This window comes from Clostridium sp. AM27-31LB (genome assembly GCF_003480745.1).
GTDB lineage: Bacteria > Bacillota > Clostridia > Lachnospirales > Lachnospiraceae > Butyribacter > Butyribacter intestini.
In genome coordinates this window covers 173,881-197,931 of the sequence record NZ_QUJS01000005.1, presented here as the reverse complement: position 1 = coordinate 197,931, position 24,051 = coordinate 173,881, and the positions used below count along the sequence as shown (strand labels likewise).

Below are 24,051 nucleotides of genomic sequence, written 5' to 3'. Positions count from 1 at the left end.
TTTGGATAGGTTAAAGTTGAAATATGAGAGGAAGAAGTTATGGCGGAATTAGAGGCGGTTATAGAAAAACGATTGATCGAGCAGCTTTGTACGGGAGAGTCCCAGTGGACATACAGACCGGATATAAGAACGGAAGAACAGTTATGGGACAATTTCAAATATATATTAGAACAGAATAATAAGGCTAAATTAAATGATGAACCGCTTAGTGATTCTGAGTTTGCGAAGATAAAAAATGATCTTTCTCATGCCTCCTTTTATGATGCTGCAAAATGGCTTGTGGGTGAGAATGGAAAGGTTTATGTTCATGTTCAGCGTGGTAATGATGTATTGCATCTGCTCGTTATGAACAATGAACATGTTGCCGGTGGAACAAGTGTGTATGAGGTGATAAATCAATATCAGGCATTTGGAGCGGATGACGAAGAAACCAGAGACAGAAGATTTGATGTGACTTTGCTTATAAATGGAATCCCTATGATTCATATTGAATTAAAAAATAAAAATCATTCTTATATGGATGGGTTCCGTCAGATTAAAAAGTATATCAGTGAGGGTAAGTTTCATGGGATTTATTCTAATATCCAGATGTTTGTTGTCAGCAACGGAGTAGATACTAAATATTTTTCAGCGGCAAGAGATACCGAGTTAAATAAAAAGTTTATAACAGGATGGATTGATGAAAATAATGTGCCTGTGTGTGAGTATCTTGATTTTGCAAATTCAGTATTAAAAATACCGGAAGCACATGAGATGGTGACAAAATATACGGTGCTTGATAATGATAAACAGAAACTTCTTATACTCAGACCTTATCAGATTCATGCAATAAGGGCTATGCGTAATGCCTCAAAGAAAGGGATTTCAGGTTTTATATGGCATACTACAGGTTCGGGAAAGACCATGACTTCATATAAAGCGACTAGAAATCTTTTGATGGATATTCCTTCGATTGAAAAAACAATATTTCTTATTGACAGAAAAGACCTTGATATGCAGACAAAGATGGCTTTTCAGTCTTATGCGGATAATGACACGATTGATGTTGATGACACAGAGTATGTAGATACACTTATAAAGAAATTGTCAGACGGAAACCGTCAGATGATAGTTACTACAAGGCAGAAGATGCAGACTATGGTTAATAAGCGTTTGAAAGAGGGAACAAAAGAGTATGAGAGGATAAAAAAATTAAAGGTTGCCTTTGTGGTTGATGAATGTCACCGTGCAGTTACACCTGAAACTAAAAGGATTTTAGAACGATTTTTTGTAAATTCACTGTGGTATGGTTTTACGGGAACTCCGATTTTTAAAGAGAACGGTTATGAAAGAAAAGGGGATCTTCCGCAGACTACAGAAGAGTTATATGGAAAACTTCTTCACAGTTATACGATTAAAGAGGCTATACATGATGAAGCTGTACTTGGCTTTATGGTTGAAACGCTTGGACATAAGGATAAAGATACTGATGAATCCGTGTATGAAGATAAAAAACATATGAGAAGTGTGCTTGATGTTATATTGAATCAATCATACACAAAGTTTGGCATGGAAAAAGGAAAAGGCAGAAGTTATGAGGCAATATTGACAGTAAAATCTATTGCTATAGCTCAAAAGTATTATGACCTGATTAATGAAATCAAACAGGAAAATGACGAATTAAAAATATGTGAAAAAGTAAAAAAGGCATTGCCTGATTTCCCTAAGTTTGCAATTACATATTCTGTGTCGGAAAATGAAGAAGCATCAAAAGTAAATCAGGATAAGATGCAAAAATCACTTGATGATTATAATCAAATGTTTGGAACAAGTTATAAGGTAGAGGGCATCAGTGCATATAATGCAAATCTTAATGACCGTCTTGCGAGAAAGGAAAAGAGGTATTTAGAGAGAAGTCAGCAGCTCGATATAGTCATAGTTGTAAACAGGCTTCTTACAGGATTTGATGCACCGTGTCTGTCAACAATTTTTATTGACAGGCAGCCTATGAAACCTCAGGAGATAATACAGGCTTTCTCAAGAACAAACAGACTTTTTGATGATACAAAACAATATGGACAGGTTGTTACATTTCAGTCACCGGATGAATTTAAAGAGGCGATTGACTGTGCATTGAGGATGTATTCTCTTGGAGGTGACGGAGAGACTCTTGCTGAGGATTTTGAGGATGTTAAAAAGTCATTTTCAATTTCGATAAGGGCTATTCATGGTCTTGCAAGAAAGCCTGAGGATATAGCTTTATTATCTAAAAAGCAGAAAAAATCATTTGTCAAACTGTTCCGTGACCTGGATCATGATTTTGCTCATCTGAAAGCGTTTTCTTCATATGATGATAAAATGTTGTCAGATTTTGAATTTTCGGAAGATGAATATGAAGATTATGCAGCAATGTATAAAAATGTGATGGAAGAACTTAGAAAACCTGATGACGACGAAATAGATGTTGAAGATGTGGTATTGGTATTAGATGATTATGATCTGATAGCATACAATAAACTTCGTATTGATTTCGATTATATCATGGAATTATTACAGGGGGTTTTAGAGTCGATAAATCAAAATAAAGATGGTTTTACGCAGTCAGATTTTCAAGCCAAAATAAGTGAGATTAGAGAGATGGTTGACGAATTTTCTAAGGATAACCAAAAAGTTGGTGAAATGCTGCATATGCTTATCACTGATATTGAAAATGACAGGGAAAAATATCTGGGACAGGATGTGTCTGTTATTTTCAATAAGATGCGTTCAGATATTATTGATAAAGAAATTGATAATTTTACAAATAAATGGTTTTTGAACAGGGAAGATGTAAAATTTGGGGCATACCATTATAAAAACGGAAAGCCCGAAAATGAAAGCGTTTTAAAAGAAAATGCACAGTATGCAGAATACAGGGATACGGTTGAAAATCCAATATCGCCAAAGTTTAAGTTTAATAAGACGATGATTAAAGAGTTTAGTGACGATTTGATGGATAAAATCTTTCCATTGCTTAAATAAGTTTAGTCTTAGTTCAGAAATAAAAATGCTCGTAATGTAGTGTGATGCCATTTTTATAATGCAAGTAGGTTTATTTAGGTCGATTACAGCGTGTACATTAAAATTATCTAGTTTAATCCTGATAAAGACCTCATAATAAGGTCAATATCTTTGTTTTCAAGTTCCTGAATAATATGAAGATCAGTGTTGGTATAATATATGTCATCACAATTTTGGGATATTTCTGTAAAAAAATGGTTGCAATCCATAAACGATTGTGCTATCATACAAACCATGACGAAGATGTCTAAAGCTTGAAAAAGCTCTAGGCATCTTTTTGTTTTCTAAAAAACTTTTAGCGGTCATTATATTTTGCCGGCGGTAATGACGGTGGTTTTAGAAACATTGTTGTTTTTTGAAATTTTATCTTAAAAAATTTGGGAATTAAAAATATGAAAGAGAGGTAATTATTTATGAATTCAGGTGATACAGCGTTTATGCTTATAAGTACGGCGTTTGTGTTTTTTATGACGCCGGGACTTGCATTTTTCTATGGGGGACTTGTAAGAAGAAAAAATGTATGTAATACAATGATGGCTTGTGTCTCTATTATGGGACTTTCAGTTGTTATGTGGGCGTTGTTTGGTTATTCTCTTGCCTTTGGCGGCAATCATGGGGGAATCATAGGGGATTTAAGATGGATAGGATTGAATAATGTTGGTATGAAACCGGGACCATATGCGGATACGATACCGCATCTTGTGTTCTGTGCATTTCAGATGATGTTTGCAATGATAACACCTGCACTTATAACAGGCTCTCTTGTAGGAAGGATGAAGTTTAAGGCATTGTTTTTATTTGTTGCAATATGGTCTGTTATTGTATATTATCCGATGGCTCATATGGTATGGGGCGAGGGCGGACTGCTTGCAGCAATAGGTTCCGTTGATTTTGCAGGAGGAGATGTGGTTCATATAAGTTCAGGTGTCAGTGCCCTTGTATTAGCCATCATTTTGGGAAAAAGACGCGGTTATGAAGTTACGACATACCGTATTCACAATATACCGTTTGTTGTGCTTGGAGCATCACTTCTCTGGTTTGGCTGGTTTGGTTTTAATGCGGGAAGTTCACTTAAAGCAGATGGTCTTGCAGCCCATGCTTTTATGACATCAGGAATTTCGGCAGCTTCAGCACTTCTTTCGTGGATGCTTATAGATACTCTTATCAGTAAAAAGACAACACTTGTAGGTGCTTCAACGGGTCTTGTTGTTGGTCTTGTGGCAATCACACCGGGGGCAGGTTTTGTTCCGATATGGGCATCATTTATTATCGGTGCTCTTGTTAGTCCGATATGTTACTTTGGAGTTTCTCTTATCAAGAAGAAACTTAAGATAGACGATGCACTCGATGCTTTTGGCTGCCACGGTATCGGTGGTATCTGGGGCGGAATCGCAACAGGTATATTTACACAGAAATCAATAAACAGTACGGCAAAATGGGATGGACTTATATTTGGTGATTATCACTTGTTTGCTGCACAGATAGTTGGTATTCTTGTAACAGCGGCAGTTGCAGTTGTAGGAACTTTGATATGTGTTGCAATCGTGAGATTGTTTACTACGCTTCGTGTAGATAAGCGTGAGGAACAGCTTGGACTTGATATTTCACAGCACGGTGAGAGTGCATATCCAAGTTTCAACGGACTTGACCAGTAGGAAAACAGTGTGCAGGAAATATGGATTAGTTTATGTGCGGAATTGATATGCATAAAAACAGTGTGCAGAAAAGAGGTAATATTGTATGATGATTAAGATAGATGCTTTTATAAGAGAAGAAAAGTTTGAAGATGTAAAAGCGGCATTAAATGCGATAGGTGTAAACGGAATGACTGTTTCGCAGGTTATGGGCTGCGGTATTCAGCGAGGTTATAAGGAAATCGTAAGAGGTATGCAGGTAGATATGCAGATGCAGCCTAAGATTAAGTTTGAGATTGTTGTTTCCTCCGAGGAATGGGAGGAAAAGACGATAAATGCCATTCAGGAGGCAGCATTTACCGGCGAGACAGGTGACGGAAAGATTTTCAGTTATGAGATAAGAACAGCACAGAAGATAAGGACAAAAGAAACAGGTTACGATGCTATTCAGGCAACAGAGTAAGTTTTAAATGATGGTTATATTAGATAGATATGAGTAAGTAACCTGAAATTTTTAAAAGTTTAGGGAGGCATTGCCATGCTTTTTCAGGAAATAATGAGACTTGAACCATTTGAAGGTGCAACAGTTCTGGTGGGGGATACAAGAGGAGAACATCAGGTGAAAGCTGTTTATGTGTCAGATGGCAGCAATATTCCTGAAAAGGCAGAAAGGGGCGGTGCCTTTTTTGTGTGTGATACGGCTTTTGGAGATAAAAACAATAAAGAATTTGATGATAATCTCAAAAAATATATAGACTGTCTTACGGATAAACAGGCGGCAGGGCTGATTATTGAGAAACATACGGAGATGGCTGAAATAACGGAAGATATTGTTTTGTATGCCGCAAAAAAGGGTATTCCATTGATAATCATACCGTATGAGACAGCGGTTACACAGGCGGTTCCGCAGCTTTATTATTCTCTTTTTGAGGACAGGAACAGGCAGGATGAGAGCAATCTTTTTATGAAAGAACTTTTGTATGGTGATGAGCAGCACGCAATTTTGAGACTTGCCAATTTTAATTATAAAAATGAAAAGCAGCATATCGCAATTTTTTTCAGTTTTGATAAAACAGATTTTGACGGGAAGATGATAGAGGAACTTGCATTAGTGATGCCAATAAATCTTTCATTGACATTATTTAGTGTTGTCTATCCTGATGAGGACGGTGTTGTTGTTGTGCTTGAACTGTCACAGAAAGAGCCGGTGAAAGACATTGTCAATCGTTTTTTATCTGCCGTGCAGCATGATATGGGGGATAAACTTAACGGCAATACAGTCAGTGCAGGTGTGAGCAGTATTTTCTATAAACCTGAGAGAATGAAAGAGTGCGTTGACGAAGCAAAGAAAGCAATGCGTCTTTTGAGAGGATATAATATTTGTCATTCGGCGAGGTATTTTGAGGAGATAGGTATATACCGTTTTTTCTTTGAACTTGGTAATGATGTTGAACTTGAAGATTTTATGATGCAAAGACTTGGCGAGCTTATATCATATGATAAAGAGAATAACAGCGATTATATTGATACTCTTGAAACATATCTTGATTTCGGATGCAATATCGGGGAGACAGCGGAATATCTTTATATGCACAGAAATACCATACGCTACAGGATAATAAGGGTTGAGGAGATACTTGGAATAGACTTAAACAGTGCCGGAACAAGGTTTAATCTCAGATTTGCTTTTAAAATAAGAAAGTATCTGCGACAGTCGGAGTAAATGATAAGAAATATCAATATGGCAATAGTTTTCTTTATTAAATGGTATGTATTGTGTGCACAAAATAATGCACTATCATTTGTGCATGGTGCACATATGAAATAATATATTACATTGCTATACTGGGTCTTGTTCAAAGGGGAACAGGATAGAAAATAAATTTTCTATGTTGTTTCCCTTTTTTAGTATTAACTGATTAACGGCAGAAAATGCAGATTTAAGGCCGTTGTTCACAACATAAGTGTGACAGTCAATGATTTAAGATGTTGTATTGCTTTTGAAAACAGGCTTACAGGCTTTGTAGAAATGAGGTGTGAGATGAACAATTTTGTTATTACGATTGCCCGTGGTTTTGGCAGCGGCGGAAAGCAGATTGCTTTAGAGATTGGAAAAAAGCTGGGGATTCCGTGTTATGAGCGTGAAATCCTTGACATGGCATCTGACAGAAGCGGTCTAAACAGAACATTGTTTGAGCAGACGGATGAAAGGCTGCGGGGAAGTATTTTTTCAAAGCGTTTAAAAGGGATTCCGACAATAACGGTCGCATCACCTGAGGAAAAAGCTTTTGAATCAGACATTAATCTTTTTAATCTTCAGGCACAGATAATAAGGTCACTTGCACTTAGTGAATCCTGTATTATCGTTGGCAAATGTGCTGACCATATTCTTGATTACTTTGATAATGTTTTCAGAATATATATTGATGCACCGAGAGATGCCTGCGTGAAGTCGATTGTTTCAAAGATGGGAGTAACCGAGGCAGAGGCGAACAGGCTTATTAAAAAGACGGATAAGTACAGGGCAGATTATTACAGGTATTATACCGGAAAGGATTGGACAAATCCTACAAATTATGATTTGTTTGTAAACAGTGACAAGGTCGGCAGGACAAGATGTGCTGATGTTATTATTCAATATGTGAAATATCAGATGGAGTGCCGTGGTAAGAAAATTGAAAATTGCAATGATAAAAATGAGACAAAGGAGTCTTAAAAGTTATATGAAAATATGGCTTTGAGGCTTCTTTTTTTATAACAACAAATTAACTTGTTTAAGACAAATGGCTTTTTTTAATAAAAGGCAGAAAGCCGTAAATTAAAAAGTGTTTAACAGAAAAAAATATGATTTGCACAAAGTATAGTGCAGGAATGGAGGCATATATGAGAAAGAAATTATTATCTTTAGTTTTAGCGGCGGCGATGGTTTTTGGAATGACAGGCTGTGACTCAGCTATCAGCAGTGAGTCAAAATCAGACTCAGGCGACAAGAGCGATACTATAAAAGTTGGAGTTTTGCTCAGTACAACAGGTGATTTTTCAATTTCAGAAACGCCTATGAAAAACTGTGCACAGATGGCAATCGATGAGATAAATGAAAAAGGCGGAATAAACGGCAAAAAGATTAAGGCAATCTACAGCGATTACGGTTCAGACCCTTCAATGGCAGCCGAGAAAGCACAGGAACTTATATTAAATGACAAGGTGTGTGCGATTGTCGGAACAAACTCAACATCGACAAGACTTTCAGTAGAGCCTATTATCGAAAAATATGATAACCTGCTTGTTTATAATACATTTTATGAGGGTGAAAAACCATCTGACAATGTTCTTTATACAAATACTGTTCCAAGTCAGCAGGTAGACGGATTTTTACCATATATAACAAAAAATATCGGAAAGAAGATATTCTTTGTTGGTTCAGATTATGAGTTTCCTAAAAATACTATAAGTTATGCAAAGAAGAAACTTAAAGACCTCGGTGCTGAATGTGTCGGTGAGGAGTATGCACCGTCAGGAACAACGGATTTTGCTTCTATCGTAAATAAGATTAAGAGTGCAAAGCCTGATGTTATATTCTCAGCAGTTGCAGGTAATGATTCAGTATCATTTTATTCAGACTGCTCACAGTACGGAATAGATATGAAAAAGACTCCAATATGCTCAGTTGCCTGTCATGAGGGAACTGTAAAAGGTATCGGCAAGGCAGCAGTCGGAACATATTCATGCTTTAATTATTTTAATGTTCTTGGAACTACAGAATCAGATGAGTTTGTAAAGAAATACAAAGAAAAATACGGCACTGACACAACAGTCAATAACGGTGCGGAGTCTACATATACAGGTGTGTATATGCTTGCGGATGCCATTGAAAAAGTCGGTTCGACAAAACCTGCTGATATTGTAAAAGCGGCAGCAGGAATGGAGATAAGCTGTCCGGCAGGAAAGATAAAGATGGACGAGAAAAATCATCACGCATGGCTTCCAATCTATATTGGAAAAGTTAATAAAGACCTTACATTTGATATTGTTTCAAAGTCTGACGGACTCGTAGAACCGGTTACAGACTAAAATATCAAAGACTTGTGAAACGGATTATATGTTGTGTTAATTGCGAGGATATAACAAATACTGACGCAGGCACAGTTTTACATATGTATAAAATGATGACTAGGAGGAATGTATATGGAGTTAGTTGTCTCTCAGATAATTAATGGAATAAGCGGCTCGGCGGAATTGTTTCTCGTTGCCATAGGGCTTGTTATTACATTCGGTATGCTCGATGTTGTAAATATGGCTCATGGAGAGATGATAATGCTCGGTGCATACTTTGGATGTGTATTTGTGAACAGTCTCCACCTTCCTTTTGCGGTGGCGGTTATCCTGACCGTCATTGCAACGGGACTTATAGGAGCATTGATAGAACATTTTCTGATAAGAAAGATTTATGGCAAGGTTGCGGAGACATTGCTTGTAACCTTTGCACTTACATATATCATACAGCAGATAGTGAGAATGATATTCGGACCTGAAAATCAAAATCTTGCAATGCCGATAAAAGGAAGCCTGCATCTTGGAGGTGTGACAATTCCTTATTACGATATGTTTCTTATAATGATGGCATTAATAGTTCTTTTTGTTACACTCGGATTGTTTTATAAAACATCTTATGGAATGCAGCTTAGAGCCATCACACAGAACAGACAAATGACACAGTGTCTCGGTGTAAATTCAGGTATTATCGACAAGATAACATTCGGATACGGATGTGCACTCGCAGGACTTGCGGGAATACTTCTCGCTCCTGTTTCAAGTGTATCACCCGGAATGGGAACTGACTATATCGTAGACAGTTTCTTAGTTGTTATACTTGGCGGATTAAATTCTATCGTTGGCTCGCTGTTTGGCTCGGTAGTCATTCAGGAAGCAGTTTCGGTAATGGCAAGTTTTATGAGTCTTGTAACGGCAAAACTTCTTATATTTGTCGTGATAATAGTTGTTATCAGATTTAAGCCGCAGGGATTGTTCTCAGCAAAGGATAAGAGATAGGAAAGGAGGCAGTACCATGAAAGAAAGATTAAAAAAAGCTACCATCGACAAATATCTTGCAATTATAGTGATAATTGCACTTGCATTTGTACCGTTTGTGGCAAATTTATACAGTACACAGATTTTAGGAAAATTTATAACATATATGATTGCTGCTCTCGCACTCGACATCCTCTGGGGATATGGCGGTCTGATGAATCTCGGTTTTGCGGTATTTTTTGGAATGGGCGGTTATATCGTTGGAATTTCTCTAGCCTGTCAGGACGGACTTCCTGCATTTATGAGCAGTCTTGGGAAACTTCCGGCAATTTATGCACCACTCAAAAGTATTCCTGTTGCGATAATACTCGGAGTTTTAATTCCGGCACTTGTTGCACTTGTACTTGGTTATTTTATTTTTACGAGCAAGATAAAAGGTGTATTTTACAATGTTATAACGCTTGCATTTGCGGGGTTGTTTGAACTTTTTATAACAACAAACCAGTCTTATACCGGAGGTTCAAGCGGTGTCAACGGAATTGCTTTAGGACTGAATAAGATAACGATAGGCGGGCATCCGGTAAGCATAGTGCAGTGGTATTACATAGCATTTATATCACTTGTTGTTATTTATATTTTGTGTTTATGGATTACTGAATCACGATTTGGAAAAGTCATCAAATCGGTAAGAGATAATGAAGCAAGACTTCGTTTCTTAGGTTACAATCCGGCAGTGTTTAAGATGACATTATTTGCCATTGCGGGAGCAATAGCAGGATATGCAGGTATGCTCTATGTACCGATGACATCATTTATCTCAATAGAAAGTGCGGGTGTCACATTTTCAACAATGATGCTTGTATGGCTTGCCGTGGGAGGCAGGGGAAATCTCTCAGGAGCGATGATAGGTGCATTGTTTGTAAGTTTTCTGCAGAGTAAATTGTCAAGCAGTTTTGGAGAGATATGGCAGCTTGTACTCGGTGTGATTTTGATAGTAGTCGTATTGTTCCTGCCAAACGGTGTTATAGGAACATTGAAAAATATCCAGTATAATCGCAGAACCAAAAAGAAAGCGTAGAAAGAGGTGACTATATGGGCTATCTTGAATTAAAAAATCTGACGGTTGAATTTAGCGGTTTTCGTGCTGTCAATGAAGTGAACATGACGATTGAAAAGGGTGAACTCAGAACGCTTATCGGACCAAATGGTGCGGGAAAGACCACCATAATAGATATGATAACAGGAAAAACAAAGCCTACATATGGAAGCATACTTTTAGATGGCAAAAATATAGCGGGCAAAGATGCATATGAAATTTCGGATAAATTTAAAGTAGGACGAAAATTTCAGGGACCGAATATATTTGATTATATGACGGTCGAGGAAAATGTAGAAGTTGCACTTTCTGGTTACAGCAGTTTATTAAAGACATTTACATATCGAAGAAAAAAGAACATTCAGGAAAAAATAGACGAAATTCTGGAACAGATAAATCTAAAAGATGAAAAAGAAATACTTCCAAACTATCTTTCACACGGACAAAGACAATGGCTTGAAATAGGTATGGTTCTTGCACAAAATCCTGAGATAATAACACTTGATGAGCCTACCGCGGGAATGACGGCGGATGAAACATACAAGACAGGTGAACTTATCTTAAATGTGATGAAAGATAAAACATTAATCGTGGTAGAACATGATATTGATTTTGTAAAACAGATTTCAGAGAAGATAACGGTACTCAGCCAGGGCGAGATACTTGCCGAGGGAAGTTATGATGACATAACCTCAAATCCTGAGGTTGTGCGTGTATATCTGAAAACTGATTAAGGAGGCTTGCTATGTTAAAAGTAGATGATGTATCGGTAAGTTATGGAAAAAGTCAGGTTGTTTATAATGTATCATTTGAGATAAAAGATGACGAGAAACTTATTTTACTTGGGAGAAACGGTGTTGGAAAGACAACATTATTAAAAAGCATAATAGGACTTCTTCCGGCAAAAACGGGAGATATAAGTCTTAATTCAGATAAAGTGACAAAACTAAAACCGTATGAGCGTTCAAGAAAAGGAATAGCATATGTTCCGCAGGGCAGGGAGATAATACCACAGCTTACGGTGCAGGAAAATCTTGAACTTGGGGCATTGGCACACAAGGTGGATTATGCAAAAAAAGTTGAGGAAATATTTGAATATTTTCCGGTACTTACACAGCACTTAAAGAGAAAAGGCGGTGTATTATCGGGTGGGCAACAGCAGCAGCTTGCAATCGCAAGAGCATTAATGAGTGATCCAAAGATATTGATACTAGATGAGCCGACCGAGGGAATACAGCCTAATATAGTGTCGGATATAGCGGATATACTTACAAGGTATCATAAGGAAAAGAAAGTACCGATAATAGTAGTCGAGCAGAACCTTAGATTTGCAAGAAAACTTGGTGACAGATTTTTGATTATGCAGAAAGGTTCAATTGTGGCACAGGGGCAGATGGACGAACTTACGGATGAGCTTAGTAAGAAGTATATGAGTGTATGATTTTTTGGAGCGAAAAATATATTGCAGGTTGTGTTGATTGTGTCTATATAACGGATAATAACGCAGGCACGCTCGTGCTATGCTTTTGTGATTTTAGATGAGGGAGGCAGGTTTTATGTATAAATGTGATTTAGACAGACTGAGTGAGAAAATTAAAACTTTTAGCAAGTTTGGTGATACAGGTAATGGCGGTATTACAAGACTTTCGCTGTCGGATGAGGCTTTGGCGGCAAGGGAGGAGTTTTGTGAGAGATTAAAAAAACTTGGAGCAAATATCGTGACCGATGATATGGCAAATATATATGCCACTATTCCAGGAAGTGAAAATCTTCCTGCTATACTTAGTGGTTCGCATCTTGATTCGGTAAGACAGGGCGGAAATTATGACGGTGTTCTTGGCGTTTTAAGTGCGATGGAGGCAGTTGAAACAATAGTCACTGACAAGATACCACATCGTCATCCGATAACGGTTGTTGTCTGGACAAACGAGGAGGGTGCAAGATTTGAGCCTGCAATGATGTCATCCGGAGTTTTGTGTGGTAAATTTAAAAAGGAAGATATGCTTAACAGTGAAGCTAAAGATATTACGGGATATTATTTTAAAGATGCACTCGAAAAAAGCGGATATAAGGGCAGTGAAGAAAACAGGATGAACCCTGAAAAGACGGCAGGACTTGTGGAACTTCATGCTGAGCAGGGACCGGTGCTTGATGCGGAAAATAAAGAGGTCGGAATAGTCGAGGGCGTGTGCGGCATGGTAAATTATGAATTTACGATGCGTGGACAGGCAGACCATGCGGGAACATTTCCTATGAAATACAGAAAAGATGCACTGTATGCCTGTGCAAAAGTCATAGATTATCTGCATGAAAATCTTGATAAGCTTGATGCAGAACTCGTCTATACGACAGGAAAAATATCAGCACATCCAAACATTCACACGATAATACCTGATGAAGTGAAACTGACACTTGATTCAAGGCATAAAGACCCGAAAGTCATGGAGCAGGTAGTCGAAGTAATAAAAAATCTGCCTGAGTCATTAGAAAAATGCACTGTCGAAAAAAAAGAAGCATGGGCAAGAGATACTGTATATTTTAATAAAAAACTTGTCGGATTTGTCGAGGACAGCGTAAAAGAACTCGGCTATACATACAAAAAAATGTATAGTGGTGCCGGACATGATGCACAGTATATGTGTGATGTTATACCAACGACAATGATATTTGTGCCTAGTGTAGAGGGACACAGTCATTGCGAACTTGAATATTCCACACCTGAGAATTGCTTAAAAGGAGCAAATGTACTTTTAAATACATTGCTTAAGATGGATGAAGAGTTGTAGATTTTTTGGATTTGGAAAACGGACGCCGTAAATAAGGATTATATTTCACCTCAGTGACGCTTTCGCTCGGAGAACACCGTAGGTGTGGACAGTAACTAATAATCCATATTTACGGCTGTTTTTGATGCAAGTAATTGAAATTGTATATACAAAATGCTACAATGCTGTTAGATTTGAATCCTATCAAGGAAGTCGCAAAGTGGCAGAGCGTACCACCAATATCTGCTTTACCAGATAAAAAAGGGTTTGGCAGTTGTATGTATTGAAGAATGAGAGGGCGTTAATTATGGCAGCGGATATGAGAGAAAACAGTGCAGAGATTACAAAGATTCAGGATGTTGATAACAGCAATAATAAACAGTTTCCGACATGGAAGTGTGTTACGGATTATTTTTCTTATATCACGCCGGCTATAAAACCGCTTTCTGCTAATGTGTCCGTGATTGAGGGTGAAAAGTATCTGTGGGTTTATGATGTTGGAAGTAATGAAAATATTCCTGAAATGCTTGCGGAGATTTCAAAGCAAAAAGGAAAGAAGATTAAGATTATTTTGTCGCATTTTCATCCTGACCATATTGCAAATGTGCAACATATAAAGTGGGAGAGTCTGTATCAGGGGAAAAACACATACAAATATACACATATCGGTGAGATTGTTGAGAGTGATATAAATGTGGATGAAACAGACATAAAACTTAGAATTTTTCAGATGCCGTCAAGCCATGCTAAGGGTTCGCTTGCTCTTTTGGTTAATAATAAATATTGTCTGCTTGGCGATGCTCTGTATCCGGCTCATAAGGGTGATAAGACTGTCTATAATGCCGGAATTTTGAAACAGCAGATTGATATATTAAAAAAGATGGCGGCTCCATATGTTCTTCTCAGTCACAGAGAGCCGTTTGTGCAGAAAAAACAGGCTGTTATATCATGGCTTGAAAAGATATACGCTATGAGAGAGAAGAATGAGCCGTGGATTGATGCAGGTATGGGTGAATAAAATATTAAATAGCTTTATTTTTGGGACTATCAATAATAGTTTTTATATCATCAATATTTTTGTCAGTGGCTAAAGCTATCTGTTCTAAAGGAAATCCTTTTTTGTGCATATTAAGAATAATTTTTATTTCGCTTTCAGCAAATCCGATAGCAATACATTTTTCGCAATCCTCCAAACACCTCCAAGCTTATTGTCGGTGTTTGGAGGGTCAAGCCACCAGATAGCAATTTGTATGTAAACATACATTGCTATCTGCTTTTGACCCTTGCATCATAGTATAAAATCAGATTTCACCGATAAGATATTCGTTTGAACCGTCTTTAAGAAAGACAGGGAGCGTATCTATCGGTGCGTCAATACTGTAAGTTTTACCGCCCTCATACACTTTGCCATTGTGTGCAAGAGTCCATGAATGACCGGATGGCAGATAAACTTCTCGTTTTGTTTCATGCTCATGGCATACCGGAGCAACTAAAATTTCACTGCCAAACATATACTCATCGTAAATATTCCAACAGTCATCGTCAGGAAATTCATAGAAAAGCGTACGCATAACAGGAGTTCCCTTTTCGTGTGCTTCTTTCATAAGGCTGCGGATATAATTTCTCATAAGTTCACGCACATGGATGAATTTAACCATTATCGTATAGGCTTCTTCGCCGTAACTCCAGACTTCATTGTCAGCTCCCGTTCCCTCACGGACTTCACCGGCTTTGTTTTTGAGGTTTGTGTATGGCTGGCGGCAGCCGTGTATTCTCATGACAGGGCAGAATGTTCCAAACTGGAACCAGCGTAAAAGAAGCTCTTTAAAATCATCACTTTCAATATTTCCACCGTGAAATCCTCCAATGTCAGTTGTCCACCATGGAATACCGCAGAGTCCCATGTGAAGTCCGGCACATATCTGTTTGCGGAAATCTTCATAGGAAGAAAAAATATCTCCTGACCAGACAAGAGCACCATATCGCTGACTGCCTACCCATGCACAGCGCACAAGATTGACAATATCATTTTGTCCCATCTCTTTCTGACCCTCATAAAAAAGTTTTGAATATTCTCTCGGATATATGTTTCCGATTTTTGAGACAGGTCCGGCATGATACTGGTAACGCTCATAATTATAATTGGTAAATTCAGGTTCAGCTTCGTCAAGCCAGAATGTCTTAACTCCCATATCAGCATAATTCTTTTTACATTTTTCCCACACATATTTTCTTGTGCGTGGATTTGTCGCATCCATAAAGACATTGTTTCCGTGAAAAGTCATCTGAACATCAATACCCGAATTTTGCTTTACGAGAAGTCCCTGCTGCTTCATTTCCTCGAAATTTTCACTGTTCCATTCAACCTGAGGCCATATAGAAACCATTGTCTCTATTCCCATATCTTTAAGTTCTTTTATCATTTTTTCCGGTTCAGGGAAGTATTCCTCGTCAAAATGCCAGTCACCGCAGTGTGACCAGTGGTAGTAGTCGATAACCAGAACATCAATAGGAATCTCTCTCTTTTTGTATTCTCTTGCGACATCGATAACCTGTTTCTGATTATAGTAACGGAGTTTGCACTGCCAGAAACCAAGACCGTACTCAGGCATCATAGGGGATTTTCCGGTGCAGCAGGCGAACTGCTCCTCAATCTGTGCAGGAGAATTTCCGGCGGTTATCCAATAATCAAGTTTGTCGGTTGACTCGGCAACCCATTCAGTAGTATTCTTGCCAAAATGAACTTCTCCGACAGCGGCATTATGCCACAGAAAACCATAGCCGAGACTTGAAATATAAAAAGGTATGCTTGCCTGTGAATTGCGGTGTGCAAGTTCGAGATTGCATCCTTTTAGGTCAAAAATTTCCTGCTGGTACTGTCCCATTCCATAAATCTTTTCTGAAGCTGAAGGCTCAAAACTTGCTTTTAATCGGTAACTGTCACCGTTTAGCGTGTGGAAATAACGAGCTTTTTTGGTAAGAGCACCGCCGTTTGCTATCTCACGGAGAATGAGTTCGTTCTTTTCATTGTAAAAAGAAATCTGTAAGGCATTGCCCCATTCCTGAACATATAATTTTGCGGTGATAAGACCGTTTCGGATATGGGCATGGCGTTCGTCAGTAATCTTAATATCAATATCAGACATATTGTCGACATCAGGATTTATAAGAGCAACGCATCCGTCGGGAATTTTATCCATAAGTGATGACTGGACACGCAGACTGTTATTGCCCCATGCCATAATACTTAGAAGTTCTCCGTCATTGCGGAAAAATAATTCTTTGTCAGTGTATTCAAAAAAATTCATATGTACCTCCTAAAGTGATTTCGGAAAACAAAAACTATCTGTAAATAATATAAATCATGTGCATGGATATATCAATGTTGTTGTGGAAAATATACAAAAAGAAAAAATAAAATTGTGGAAAATTACAATAGAAAAAAGTCTGGGTGTATGTTACCATATCTGAAAACATTTAGTTACCGGTTAAAACCATGCGTATATGGTGCTGTCGGTAATGTTTTTGCATATTCTTATTTTTATTAATGTAGGTATTAAGTCATTTTTTCATTGAAAATATTTTCTTTTGATATTTATATATCATGTAGTCATTTTTACATTAAAAATCAAAACAAAATTCCTCAAATATAATCCATATAATTAAAGAAATCAATAATAATCAATATGGTGCTTTTGGAGTATAAAAAATAAGTGCAGATGTGAGAGTTAATTACTCTCTGATAACTACAATTTTATGGTACTAAAATAATCAAATCAGAAAAGGCTTAAATTTTGAAATATGACACTATCAATAAACTTCCACGTTTTTATTGCATAGAGTAATAAATAGCAGGTGTGGACTTGCCTGTATCAGTAGTAAATCGAATTGTCAATATCCCGCTTCACTCAAAGATAAAAATCAGCAATGGTAATTGAAAATAAGACACAAATACGAAGTATCTGAATTTTGGAATAACAGTTCAGTCTTTCATTTTCTGAATTCATAAATCAGCCAATTATTTTTATGGCTGAAGTGTTACGGATTTTATTGAAAATAAAATATAAAATAAGTATAATGGAGGTACATAGATGGAGAAAAAAAGCGAGAATAAAATTAAAAATGATAAAAATCAAAACAGTAACACTTTGGAATATCATAATAATATTAGAATAAAAGCAAGTGATATTAAAAAGAATTACGAAAAAGTAAATAGTGAAAACATAACCGGCACGCCTTATGACGATGTGTTCCGAACTATGTTAAACGACTGCTCAAGATTTATACTGCCGCTTCTGAATGAGGTATTCGGGGAAAACTATGACGGCACGGAAACAATCGTTTTTGCAAATGACTATCATTATCAGAATAAACAAAAAGGAGCGGAAGATAAGATAATCACAGACGCAAGTTTCAAGGTTATTAAAGGTGATATAGAAAAGAAATATCATTTGGAGTGTCAAAGCACGATAGACAACAGCATGGTACTTCGTTTCTTTGAGTATGATTCTCAGATAGCACTCGATGATGCGACTATTGAGAAGATAGTCGGTGATGATGGCGGCAAAAAGAGTGACGGAGTATTAACAGTTACATTCCCACATTCAGCGGTATTATATCTTCGTTCAAACAAAAATACTGGCGATGTTATGACAATGAGGTTTGTGACTCCCGGTGGAGAGGTAAAGTATGACATACCGATAATAAAGATGCAGACATATACATTAGAGGATATATGGGAAAAAGAAATTTATTTGCTCATACCGTTTTATATATTTACGCATGAAGCGAATTTTCCGAAGTATAATGAGGATGAAAATTTATTACAGGAACTTGTAAATGAGTTTAAAGAAATATGTATTAAAATGGAAGAACTGACACAGCAGGGGAAAATGACAGAACTTGAACGCAGAATAATTATTGAGTTATCTAAAAAGGTAATAGATAATATAGCAAGGAAATATGAGAGAATAAGGAAAGGAGTTGACGGAATTATGGGAGGAAAAGTGATAGAGACAGAAGCAAAGAAGATGTATAACAAGGGAATACTGATTGGCGAAGAAAATGGAAGAAACGAAAGTTTAAAAGAACAGATAAAAAAGAAACTTGCCAAAGGCAAAGCTATAGCACAGATAGCAGACGAGATTGAGGAGACAGAGGATAAGGTTTTGGAGTTAATAGGGCAGATTAAGTCTGAATGACAAACAGCATAATATAAAAAAGAAAGAAGGATTTACGGATGGATTGTGAGGAAGTAAGAGTAGGAATGTTAAATAAATTACATTTTGAAATGATAAAATTATATAATGGTGACGCAAAAAGAATACAGCATTTTTGTAAAGTCCACAGCTATGCAAAACTTATTGCCGAGATGGAAAATGTCGATAAAGACACATTATTTATTATTGAAACAGCGGCATTTACACATGATATAGGAATACATTTGTGCGAAGAAAAATATGGAGATTGCAATGGCAAACTTCAGGAAAAAGAAGGACCTGCACTTGCACAAAAGTTGCTTGAAAGTCTTGATTTTCCGCAGAATGTGTCAGAGAGAGTGCAATACCTTATTGGTCGTCATCATACATATAACGATATAGATGGCATTGATTACCAAATTCTTGTAGAAGCAGATTTTTTGGTGAATATGTATGAGGATAGTCTGTCAAAAAAGGCGGTAAAACACGCATATGACAGCATTTTTAAGACTTCTTCCGGCAGGAAGATATGTACGGAAATATTTGGAATTGATTGAGTTGTTTTAGTGGAAATGTAAAAAGAAATATTCCGTATGTGACTATTATAATATAGTCTGTATGGGGTATTTTTTTGTGTGATATTTATCATTGAAACCGTAAATTTTTGATGTTATTATACATAGGAACATTTTGGAGAGGTCTGTTTATCGTTGTTATACTTATGATTGTAATGCATGAATTGCTGGTAAAGAAGATGGGAGAATAGACAATGATTTTTAAGAAATGGAGATAATAATGAATAATCCGGTAAAAACATTGACAAAAAAAGAATGGTCTATCTGGCTTGTCTCAATAATAATAGTTCTAATATCAAATCTTGCGACAAAAGATTTTGACCTGCTCACACTTGTTGCGGCACTTACAGGTGTAACATCGCTTATTTTTGCCGCAAAAGGAAATGTGTGTGGTCAGGTGCTTATGATACTTTTTAGTATTCTTTACGGGATAATATCATTCCGCTTTCGTTACTGGGGAGAGATGATGACATATCTCGGAATGACGCTTCCAATGGCTGTATGGTCTACGATAACATGGATTGAAAATCCGTCGGAAAATAATGGAAATGAAGTACAGATACAGTCTTTAAGTAAAAAACATATAGTGGCACTTTGTATAAGTGGAATAATTGTGACAGCAGTTTTTTATTATATTCTTAAAAGTTTTAACACACCTAATATTATTTTTAGTACGATTTCGATAATTACAAGTTTTATTGCAGCGTCACTTACGATGCTCAGGTCATCGTATTATGCGGTGTGGTATGCTGCGAACGATGTTGTTTTGATAATACTGTGGGTGCTCGCATCACTTAAAGACCCGGCATATATTCCTGTTGTTGTGAATTTTAGTATATTTTTTATGAATGATATGTATGGATTTATGAGTTGGAAACAGAGGGAGTTAGAGCAGGCAGAAGTTTGAAGATATTAGGATGAAGAAAAACTTCGTGATGATGGTATGTAGCGGATTTTTAAATATGGAATTGCCTGTTATAAAAAACGGTGTAAAGCGAGTGTCATTAAATAATTTTTAACAGCAGCCTGTCATAAAATAAAAAAGCTCCTCATATGATGTAAAAAAATAAGAGGAGCTTTTAATGTGGAAAAGCTAAATTTTAGAAACAGGAGAAGAAAAAATGCATACATAATAGATGAAAGATTAAGTCAGAGAGCCGTAAGTCTTGCTAATTATATGATTGAAAATAAATCTACCGTAAGGCAGGCTGCTAAAGTGTTTGGAGTAAGCAAATCTACCGTACATAAAGACCTTACAGAAAGGCTCGAAAACATTGATTCGTCACTGGCAGGGCAGGTAAGGGAAGTTCTTGACCTGAACAAATCAGAGAGACATATAAGGGGAGGAATGGCTACAAAGGAAAAATATGCACATATGCATATGTGATTGATAGTGTTAAAAACGACAAGGAGATAGAAATAATTGTTTCTATCTCCCTGTTTTTGTATTTTATGATTTGTACGCTGTTTTTCTTATGGCTGTAAATATATATAATTCAATAATCAGTAAATTTTATATGTTTACAGCGTGTTACAGTTATTCTTTAGTGGCATCAACTATAGCTTCTATTGCTTTATCAAACCAGTCAACATCAAGACTTTCTACATCGCCGGCATCGCTTGCGGCTGCAATAGCAGGAGTCATAGGTATCTGACCGAGTATCGGCAGTTTATATACTGCGGCGACTTCAGCAAGGTGGCTTTTTCCAAATACTTCGATGTGTTTTCCGCAGTCCGGACATTCCACATAACTCATATTTTCAATAATTCCTATAATAGGAACATTCATCATCTGTGCCATTTTTACGGCTTTTGCAACTATCATTGATACAAGCTCCTGAGGAGATGTTACGATAACGATTCCGTCAACCGGTATTGACTGGAATACCGTAAGTGCTACATCACCTGTTCCGGGTGGCATATCTACAAACATATAATCAACATCAGTCCATATAACATCCTGCCAGAACTGTTTTACTGTTCCGGCGATAACAGGACCACGCCATATGACCGGGTCAGTCGCATCATCAAGAAGAAGATTTACGGACATTGTCTGTATTCCCGTTTTTGAATAAACAGGGTATATTCCGCTTTCATCACCTCTGGCTCTCTCTGTAATACCAAAAGCCTTAGGGATTGACGGACCTGTTATATCTGCGTCAAGAACGGCTGTATTATAGCCTTTTTTCTGGAAGTTTGCGGCAAGCATTGAAGAAATCATTGATTTGCCGACACCGCCTTTTCCGCTTATAACACCGATTACTTTTTTGATTGTACTTTTTTCATTTGGTTTTTCTATAAAACTCTTAGGGTCACGGCTTGCACAGGCTTCACCACAGCTAGAGCAGTCATGATTACAATTTTCACTCATAATAATCCTCATTTCTGCACACGTTTTTTGGGCATATCAAATTTGTGTCAAGTGTGCGCAGACACAAATCTTGTGTGCGAAAAATCGGATTTTTCGCACTATCCTCCATAATTATTTATTAACTTCAATATCGTAGTATAACATTTTAGTTTTGGAGTGTCAAAAATACATTTGTCATAATCTTTGTAAACATATCATATATTTATATCATAAAGTTGGTAACAGTTCAGCCTTGCATCTCTTACATTCATAAACCTGCCAGCAAGCTGTCAGTCGCTGCTATGCAGCTTATGTTTATTTCATTTCAGAAATGAAAGGCTATTCTACCATAAAAAGATACTTAATAATACAATGAACAAGCTCATTGTACTGCCAACTATCTTTTTATGGCTGAACTGTTACTAAAGTTGTGCATATTTTTTGTTGCTGCGTGCAATGTATGCGTGGACAGTGACGAGGTTTTGATGTTGTTTACAATATTTGTGACCGGTAACTGGTTTATGCACAAAAATTTACGCTATAAAGTGGAGGCATGTTATGGGTCAGTATAAAAGAATGGTATCTTACTTATACAAATATATAAATGGTGCAAAAAGCCAGAATACAGGATTTGTAAGAATTGAACTTATGGATGTGCAGTGCCGGTTTACTGTTCAGATGAGGATGGTTCCGTTTGAAGTGTTTCCAAAAGTATATCTTTATATTCAAAAAGAGCATGGTGCAAAATGCATAGAAGTGTCGGACATGGGGACAAAATCGGGAAATCTTGTCAGCAGATTTGCTCTTGATAAAAACAATATTGAGCAGACCGGTTATTCATTTGATGACATAGACGGACTTGTGGTTTACATATCGGATGAAATGTTTTTTGCGACTTCATGGGTGAGGGATGAGGTTAAATTGGGGCAGATAGAGATTGTTTCAAAAACAAGGGAGATGCCTGCCGACAGCATTTTTGAAACAGAAAATACAAAGAGACTGAATGAAAACAATATATCTGAGAGCAGCAATACAGGGAGAAAAAATATTTATGAGAGTGGCAATATGAAGAGCGTAAAAGAGAAAAATGTATTTGATATGGAAAATGAAAAAAGACTGAATGAAAATAATACATCAGATATAGAAAATGCAGAGAGAATAAATGAAAATAATATATTTGAAAATGTTAGTGATGAGTGTATGCAGGTATATAATTTATCAGATAATAGTTTGGCAGGCAAAGGATATGAGGTGAATGATACAGAAAAATTCGGAAAGTATGCAGGGCAGAATATGGACTCTGATGAGGTCGCAAGTGTTGCTGAGACAAGAGCGGAAAGTGACATAAATACGGAAAAAATGGTGATAAAAGCAAGTGTTTATGAGGAAAACGACAAAGATTTCGGGGAGAGGATACTTAGCACATTTCCGGTGATGTATCCGTTTGCATCAGGAATAATAGATAAAAGTGTGCGTATTGAATTGAAAGACATAGGCTGTCTTCCAATAAAAATGTGGGTACTTGCAAACAATACATTTTTATTGCATGGTTATTGCAGCTACAGGCATATCATATTTGCAAAAATAAAGATTTCTGACATAGAGACGCAGTATGCTGTTGGTTCGCCGGGGATTTATAACAGCTATGATGAAAATATAGCAAGACAGCATGGCTTTATATATTTTCAGCCTATAGGGGAAGTTAAGGACAAAAATGGTACATTCGGCTATTGGATTCATCCACTAAAGTAAGTATAGAGAAGATGGTCTTCCCATTTGTCATTTATCTTTGCGAATGAGTGGAGATATCCCTCTTTAACAAATCCCAGATTGTTGAGAAGCCGTATGGAGCTTGTGTTATCAGGCATTACATAGGCTTCTATGCGATGCAGGGGATAATTATGGCAGAGTTCGGGGAGAAGAAAGCGGAGTGCTTCCGTCATATAGCCATTTCCGGTATGATTTTTGTCGAGTTTATAACCGACCATACAGCTTTTAAAAGCACCTTTTAGAAAATTGCTGAAACAAATAGTCCCGATAGGAAAATCGGGATTTTTTTTGTCAAAAATCCAATAGCGCATATAATTATTTTTAAAAAAGCTGTTGTACTCTACCGAGAGATTTGCTTTCTGAAAAGATTCGGTATAAAATCGTGAATTTCTTGCAGGCTCAACGCCCTCAAGAACATCCTTATTAGTTTTATAAAAATTCAAAACTGCAGGTGCCCACAAAGGCGGCAATATATTTAAAATAAGACGCTCCGTCTGATAGAAAACATTCATGATAAATCTCCTTTTTTAGAAATAAGTAACAGTTCAGCCTTGCATTTCTTACATTCATAAACCTGCCAGCGAGCTGTCAGTCGC

General features: G+C 37.0%; 21 protein-coding genes. 17 read left to right on the top strand and 4 right to left on the bottom strand.

All coding sequences use genetic code 11. The features are described from left to right. The first annotated feature begins 39 nt into the window (after positions 1-39). From DW721_RS09255 to DW721_RS09200, 12 genes are all read left to right on the top strand, one after another. Positions 40-3,000, top strand: a complete 2,961-nt coding sequence (locus DW721_RS09255) for an HsdR family type I site-specific deoxyribonuclease (RefSeq protein WP_118745574.1) — start codon at positions 40-42, stop codon at positions 2,998-3,000. A gap of 452 nt (positions 3,001-3,452) precedes the next feature. Continuing rightward, a complete protein-coding gene (locus DW721_RS09250; RefSeq protein ID WP_118745573.1) occupies positions 3,453-4,694 on the top strand; it encodes an ammonium transporter in 1,242 nt (413 codons plus the stop codon). A gap of 85 nt (positions 4,695-4,779) precedes the next feature. Further along, positions 4,780-5,136, top strand: coding sequence for a P-II family nitrogen regulator (locus DW721_RS09245; protein WP_022013083.1), 357 nt, complete (start codon positions 4,780-4,782; stop codon positions 5,134-5,136). Positions 5,137-5,211: 75 nt separating this feature from the next. Next, positions 5,212-6,396 carry a helix-turn-helix domain-containing protein gene (locus DW721_RS09240; protein WP_055944952.1) on the top strand — a complete coding sequence of 395 codons (1,185 nt, stop codon included), beginning with the start codon at positions 5,212-5,214 and terminating at the stop codon, positions 6,394-6,396. A gap of 318 nt (positions 6,397-6,714) precedes the next feature. Then, positions 6,715-7,389, top strand: coding sequence for a cytidylate kinase-like family protein (locus DW721_RS09235; protein WP_082440762.1), 675 nt, complete (start codon positions 6,715-6,717; stop codon positions 7,387-7,389). A 167-nt stretch (positions 7,390-7,556) separates the two neighbouring features. Then, the gene (locus tag DW721_RS09230; RefSeq protein WP_182436283.1) at positions 7,557-8,744 is read left to right on the top strand and encodes a transporter substrate-binding protein; all 1,188 of its coding nucleotides are present in this window, start codon (positions 7,557-7,559) and stop codon (positions 8,742-8,744) included. Between the two features lie 114 nt (positions 8,745-8,858). Continuing rightward, complete coding sequence (gene urtB / locus DW721_RS09225; protein ID WP_182436282.1) at positions 8,859-9,722, top strand: urea ABC transporter permease subunit UrtB; 864 nt, start codon at positions 8,859-8,861, stop codon at positions 9,720-9,722. Positions 9,723-9,738: 16 nt separating this feature from the next. Then, a complete protein-coding gene (locus tag DW721_RS09220; RefSeq protein ID WP_118745570.1) occupies positions 9,739-10,779 on the top strand; it encodes an urea ABC transporter permease subunit UrtC in 1,041 nt (346 codons plus the stop codon). 14 nt (positions 10,780-10,793) lie between these two features. Then, positions 10,794-11,531, top strand: coding sequence for an urea ABC transporter ATP-binding protein UrtD (gene urtD, locus DW721_RS09215; protein ID WP_118745569.1), 738 nt, complete (start codon positions 10,794-10,796; stop codon positions 11,529-11,531). 11 nt (positions 11,532-11,542) lie between these two features. Beyond that, complete coding sequence (urtE, locus tag DW721_RS09210; RefSeq protein WP_118499132.1) at positions 11,543-12,238, top strand: urea ABC transporter ATP-binding subunit UrtE; 696 nt, start codon at positions 11,543-11,545, stop codon at positions 12,236-12,238. Positions 12,239-12,353: 115 nt separating this feature from the next. After that, on the top strand, positions 12,354-13,583 hold the full coding sequence (locus DW721_RS09205; RefSeq protein ID WP_118745568.1) for a Zn-dependent hydrolase: 1,230 nt from the start codon (positions 12,354-12,356) through the stop codon (positions 13,581-13,583). Positions 13,584-13,869: 286 nt separating this feature from the next. Then, the gene (locus DW721_RS09200; RefSeq protein WP_118745567.1) at positions 13,870-14,580 is read left to right on the top strand and encodes an MBL fold metallo-hydrolase; all 711 of its coding nucleotides are present in this window, start codon (positions 13,870-13,872) and stop codon (positions 14,578-14,580) included. 4 nt (positions 14,581-14,584) lie between these two features. On the opposite strand, the gene DW721_RS16095 is transcribed toward DW721_RS09200, so the two are convergent. Together DW721_RS16095 and DW721_RS09195 are read right to left on the bottom strand one after the other, a co-directional pair. Continuing rightward, complete coding sequence (locus DW721_RS16095) at positions 14,585-14,755, bottom strand: hypothetical protein (RefSeq protein WP_182436281.1); 171 nt, start codon at positions 14,753-14,755, stop codon at positions 14,585-14,587. Positions 14,756-14,863: 108 nt separating this feature from the next. Further along, complete coding sequence (locus DW721_RS09195) at positions 14,864-16,870, bottom strand: glycoside hydrolase family 31 protein (protein WP_118745566.1); 2,007 nt, start codon at positions 16,868-16,870, stop codon at positions 14,864-14,866. A 783-nt stretch (positions 16,871-17,653) separates the two neighbouring features. On the opposite strand from DW721_RS09195, the gene DW721_RS09190 reads away from it, so the two are divergent. The 4 genes from DW721_RS09190 (at position 17,654) to spoIIID (ending at position 20,722) form a co-directional block, all read left to right on the top strand. Continuing rightward, a complete protein-coding gene (locus tag DW721_RS09190) occupies positions 17,654-18,763 on the top strand; it encodes a hypothetical protein (protein WP_118745565.1) in 1,110 nt (369 codons plus the stop codon). Positions 18,764-18,828: 65 nt separating this feature from the next. Then, positions 18,829-19,317 (top strand): HD domain-containing protein, encoded by a 489-nt coding sequence (locus DW721_RS09185; RefSeq protein ID WP_118745622.1) that lies wholly within the window; start codon positions 18,829-18,831, stop codon positions 19,315-19,317. Between the two features lie 238 nt (positions 19,318-19,555). After that, positions 19,556-20,242, top strand: a complete 687-nt coding sequence (pnuC, locus tag DW721_RS09180) for a nicotinamide riboside transporter PnuC (RefSeq protein ID WP_118745564.1) — start codon at positions 19,556-19,558, stop codon at positions 20,240-20,242. 225 nt (positions 20,243-20,467) lie between these two features. Further along, positions 20,468-20,722: a sporulation transcriptional regulator SpoIIID gene (gene spoIIID, locus DW721_RS09175; RefSeq protein WP_055945646.1), complete on the top strand. Its 255-nt coding sequence runs from the start codon at positions 20,468-20,470 to the stop codon at positions 20,720-20,722. 150 nt (positions 20,723-20,872) lie between these two features. Here the strand turns inward: spoIIID and DW721_RS09170 are convergent, their stop codons facing one another. Continuing rightward, positions 20,873-21,706, bottom strand: a complete 834-nt coding sequence (locus tag DW721_RS09170) for an Mrp/NBP35 family ATP-binding protein (protein WP_022013078.1) — start codon at positions 21,704-21,706, stop codon at positions 20,873-20,875. A 537-nt stretch (positions 21,707-22,243) separates the two neighbouring features. Between DW721_RS09170 and DW721_RS09165 the strand changes: the two genes are divergently transcribed. After that, positions 22,244-23,437, top strand: a complete 1,194-nt coding sequence (locus tag DW721_RS09165) for a DUF6128 domain-containing protein (RefSeq protein WP_118745563.1) — start codon at positions 22,244-22,246, stop codon at positions 23,435-23,437. Here the strand turns inward: DW721_RS09165 and DW721_RS09160 are convergent. Then, the gene (locus DW721_RS09160) at positions 23,422-23,967 is read right to left on the bottom strand and encodes a GNAT family N-acetyltransferase (protein ID WP_022013076.1); all 546 of its coding nucleotides are present in this window, start codon (positions 23,965-23,967) and stop codon (positions 23,422-23,424) included. The genes DW721_RS09165 and DW721_RS09160 overlap by 16 nt on opposite strands. Between the last annotated feature and the right edge of the window lie 84 nt (positions 23,968-24,051).

Bases quoted from the DNA above. Each gene is read 5' to 3' on its own strand.
- DW721_RS09165 (WP_118745563.1), top strand. From the start codon at position 22,244: ATGGGTCAGTATAAAAGAATGGTATCTTACTTATACAAATATATAAAT.
- DW721_RS09185 (WP_118745622.1), top strand. From the start codon at position 18,829: ATGTTAAATAAATTACATTTTGAAATGATAAAATTATATAATGGTGAC.
- DW721_RS09195 (WP_118745566.1), bottom strand. From the start codon at position 16,870: ATGAATTTTTTTGAATACACTGACAAAGAATTATTTTTCCGCAATGAC.
- DW721_RS09245 (WP_022013083.1), top strand. From the start codon at position 4,780: ATGATGATTAAGATAGATGCTTTTATAAGAGAAGAAAAGTTTGAAGAT.
- DW721_RS09170 (WP_022013078.1), bottom strand. From the start codon at position 21,706: ATGAGTGAAAATTGTAATCATGACTGCTCTAGCTGTGGTGAAGCCTGT.
- urtD (WP_118745569.1), top strand. From the start codon at position 10,794: ATGGGCTATCTTGAATTAAAAAATCTGACGGTTGAATTTAGCGGTTTT.
- DW721_RS09235 (WP_082440762.1), top strand. From the start codon at position 6,715: ATGAACAATTTTGTTATTACGATTGCCCGTGGTTTTGGCAGCGGCGGA.
- DW721_RS09190 (WP_118745565.1), top strand. From the start codon at position 17,654: ATGGAGAAAAAAAGCGAGAATAAAATTAAAAATGATAAAAATCAAAAC.
- DW721_RS09200 (WP_118745567.1), top strand. From the start codon at position 13,870: ATGGCAGCGGATATGAGAGAAAACAGTGCAGAGATTACAAAGATTCAG.
- DW721_RS09220 (WP_118745570.1), top strand. From the start codon at position 9,739: ATGAAAGAAAGATTAAAAAAAGCTACCATCGACAAATATCTTGCAATT.
- DW721_RS09250 (WP_118745573.1), top strand. From the start codon at position 3,453: ATGAATTCAGGTGATACAGCGTTTATGCTTATAAGTACGGCGTTTGTG.
- DW721_RS09230 (WP_182436283.1), top strand. From the start codon at position 7,557: ATGAGAAAGAAATTATTATCTTTAGTTTTAGCGGCGGCGATGGTTTTT.
- urtB (WP_182436282.1), top strand. From the start codon at position 8,859: ATGGAGTTAGTTGTCTCTCAGATAATTAATGGAATAAGCGGCTCGGCG.
- DW721_RS09205 (WP_118745568.1), top strand. From the start codon at position 12,354: ATGTATAAATGTGATTTAGACAGACTGAGTGAGAAAATTAAAACTTTT.
- DW721_RS09240 (WP_055944952.1), top strand. From the start codon at position 5,212: ATGCTTTTTCAGGAAATAATGAGACTTGAACCATTTGAAGGTGCAACA.
- urtE (WP_118499132.1), top strand. From the start codon at position 11,543: ATGTTAAAAGTAGATGATGTATCGGTAAGTTATGGAAAAAGTCAGGTT.
- DW721_RS09160 (WP_022013076.1), bottom strand. From the start codon at position 23,967: ATGAATGTTTTCTATCAGACGGAGCGTCTTATTTTAAATATATTGCCG.
- pnuC (WP_118745564.1), top strand. From the start codon at position 19,556: ATGAATAATCCGGTAAAAACATTGACAAAAAAAGAATGGTCTATCTGG.
- DW721_RS09255 (WP_118745574.1), top strand. From the start codon at position 40: ATGGCGGAATTAGAGGCGGTTATAGAAAAACGATTGATCGAGCAGCTT.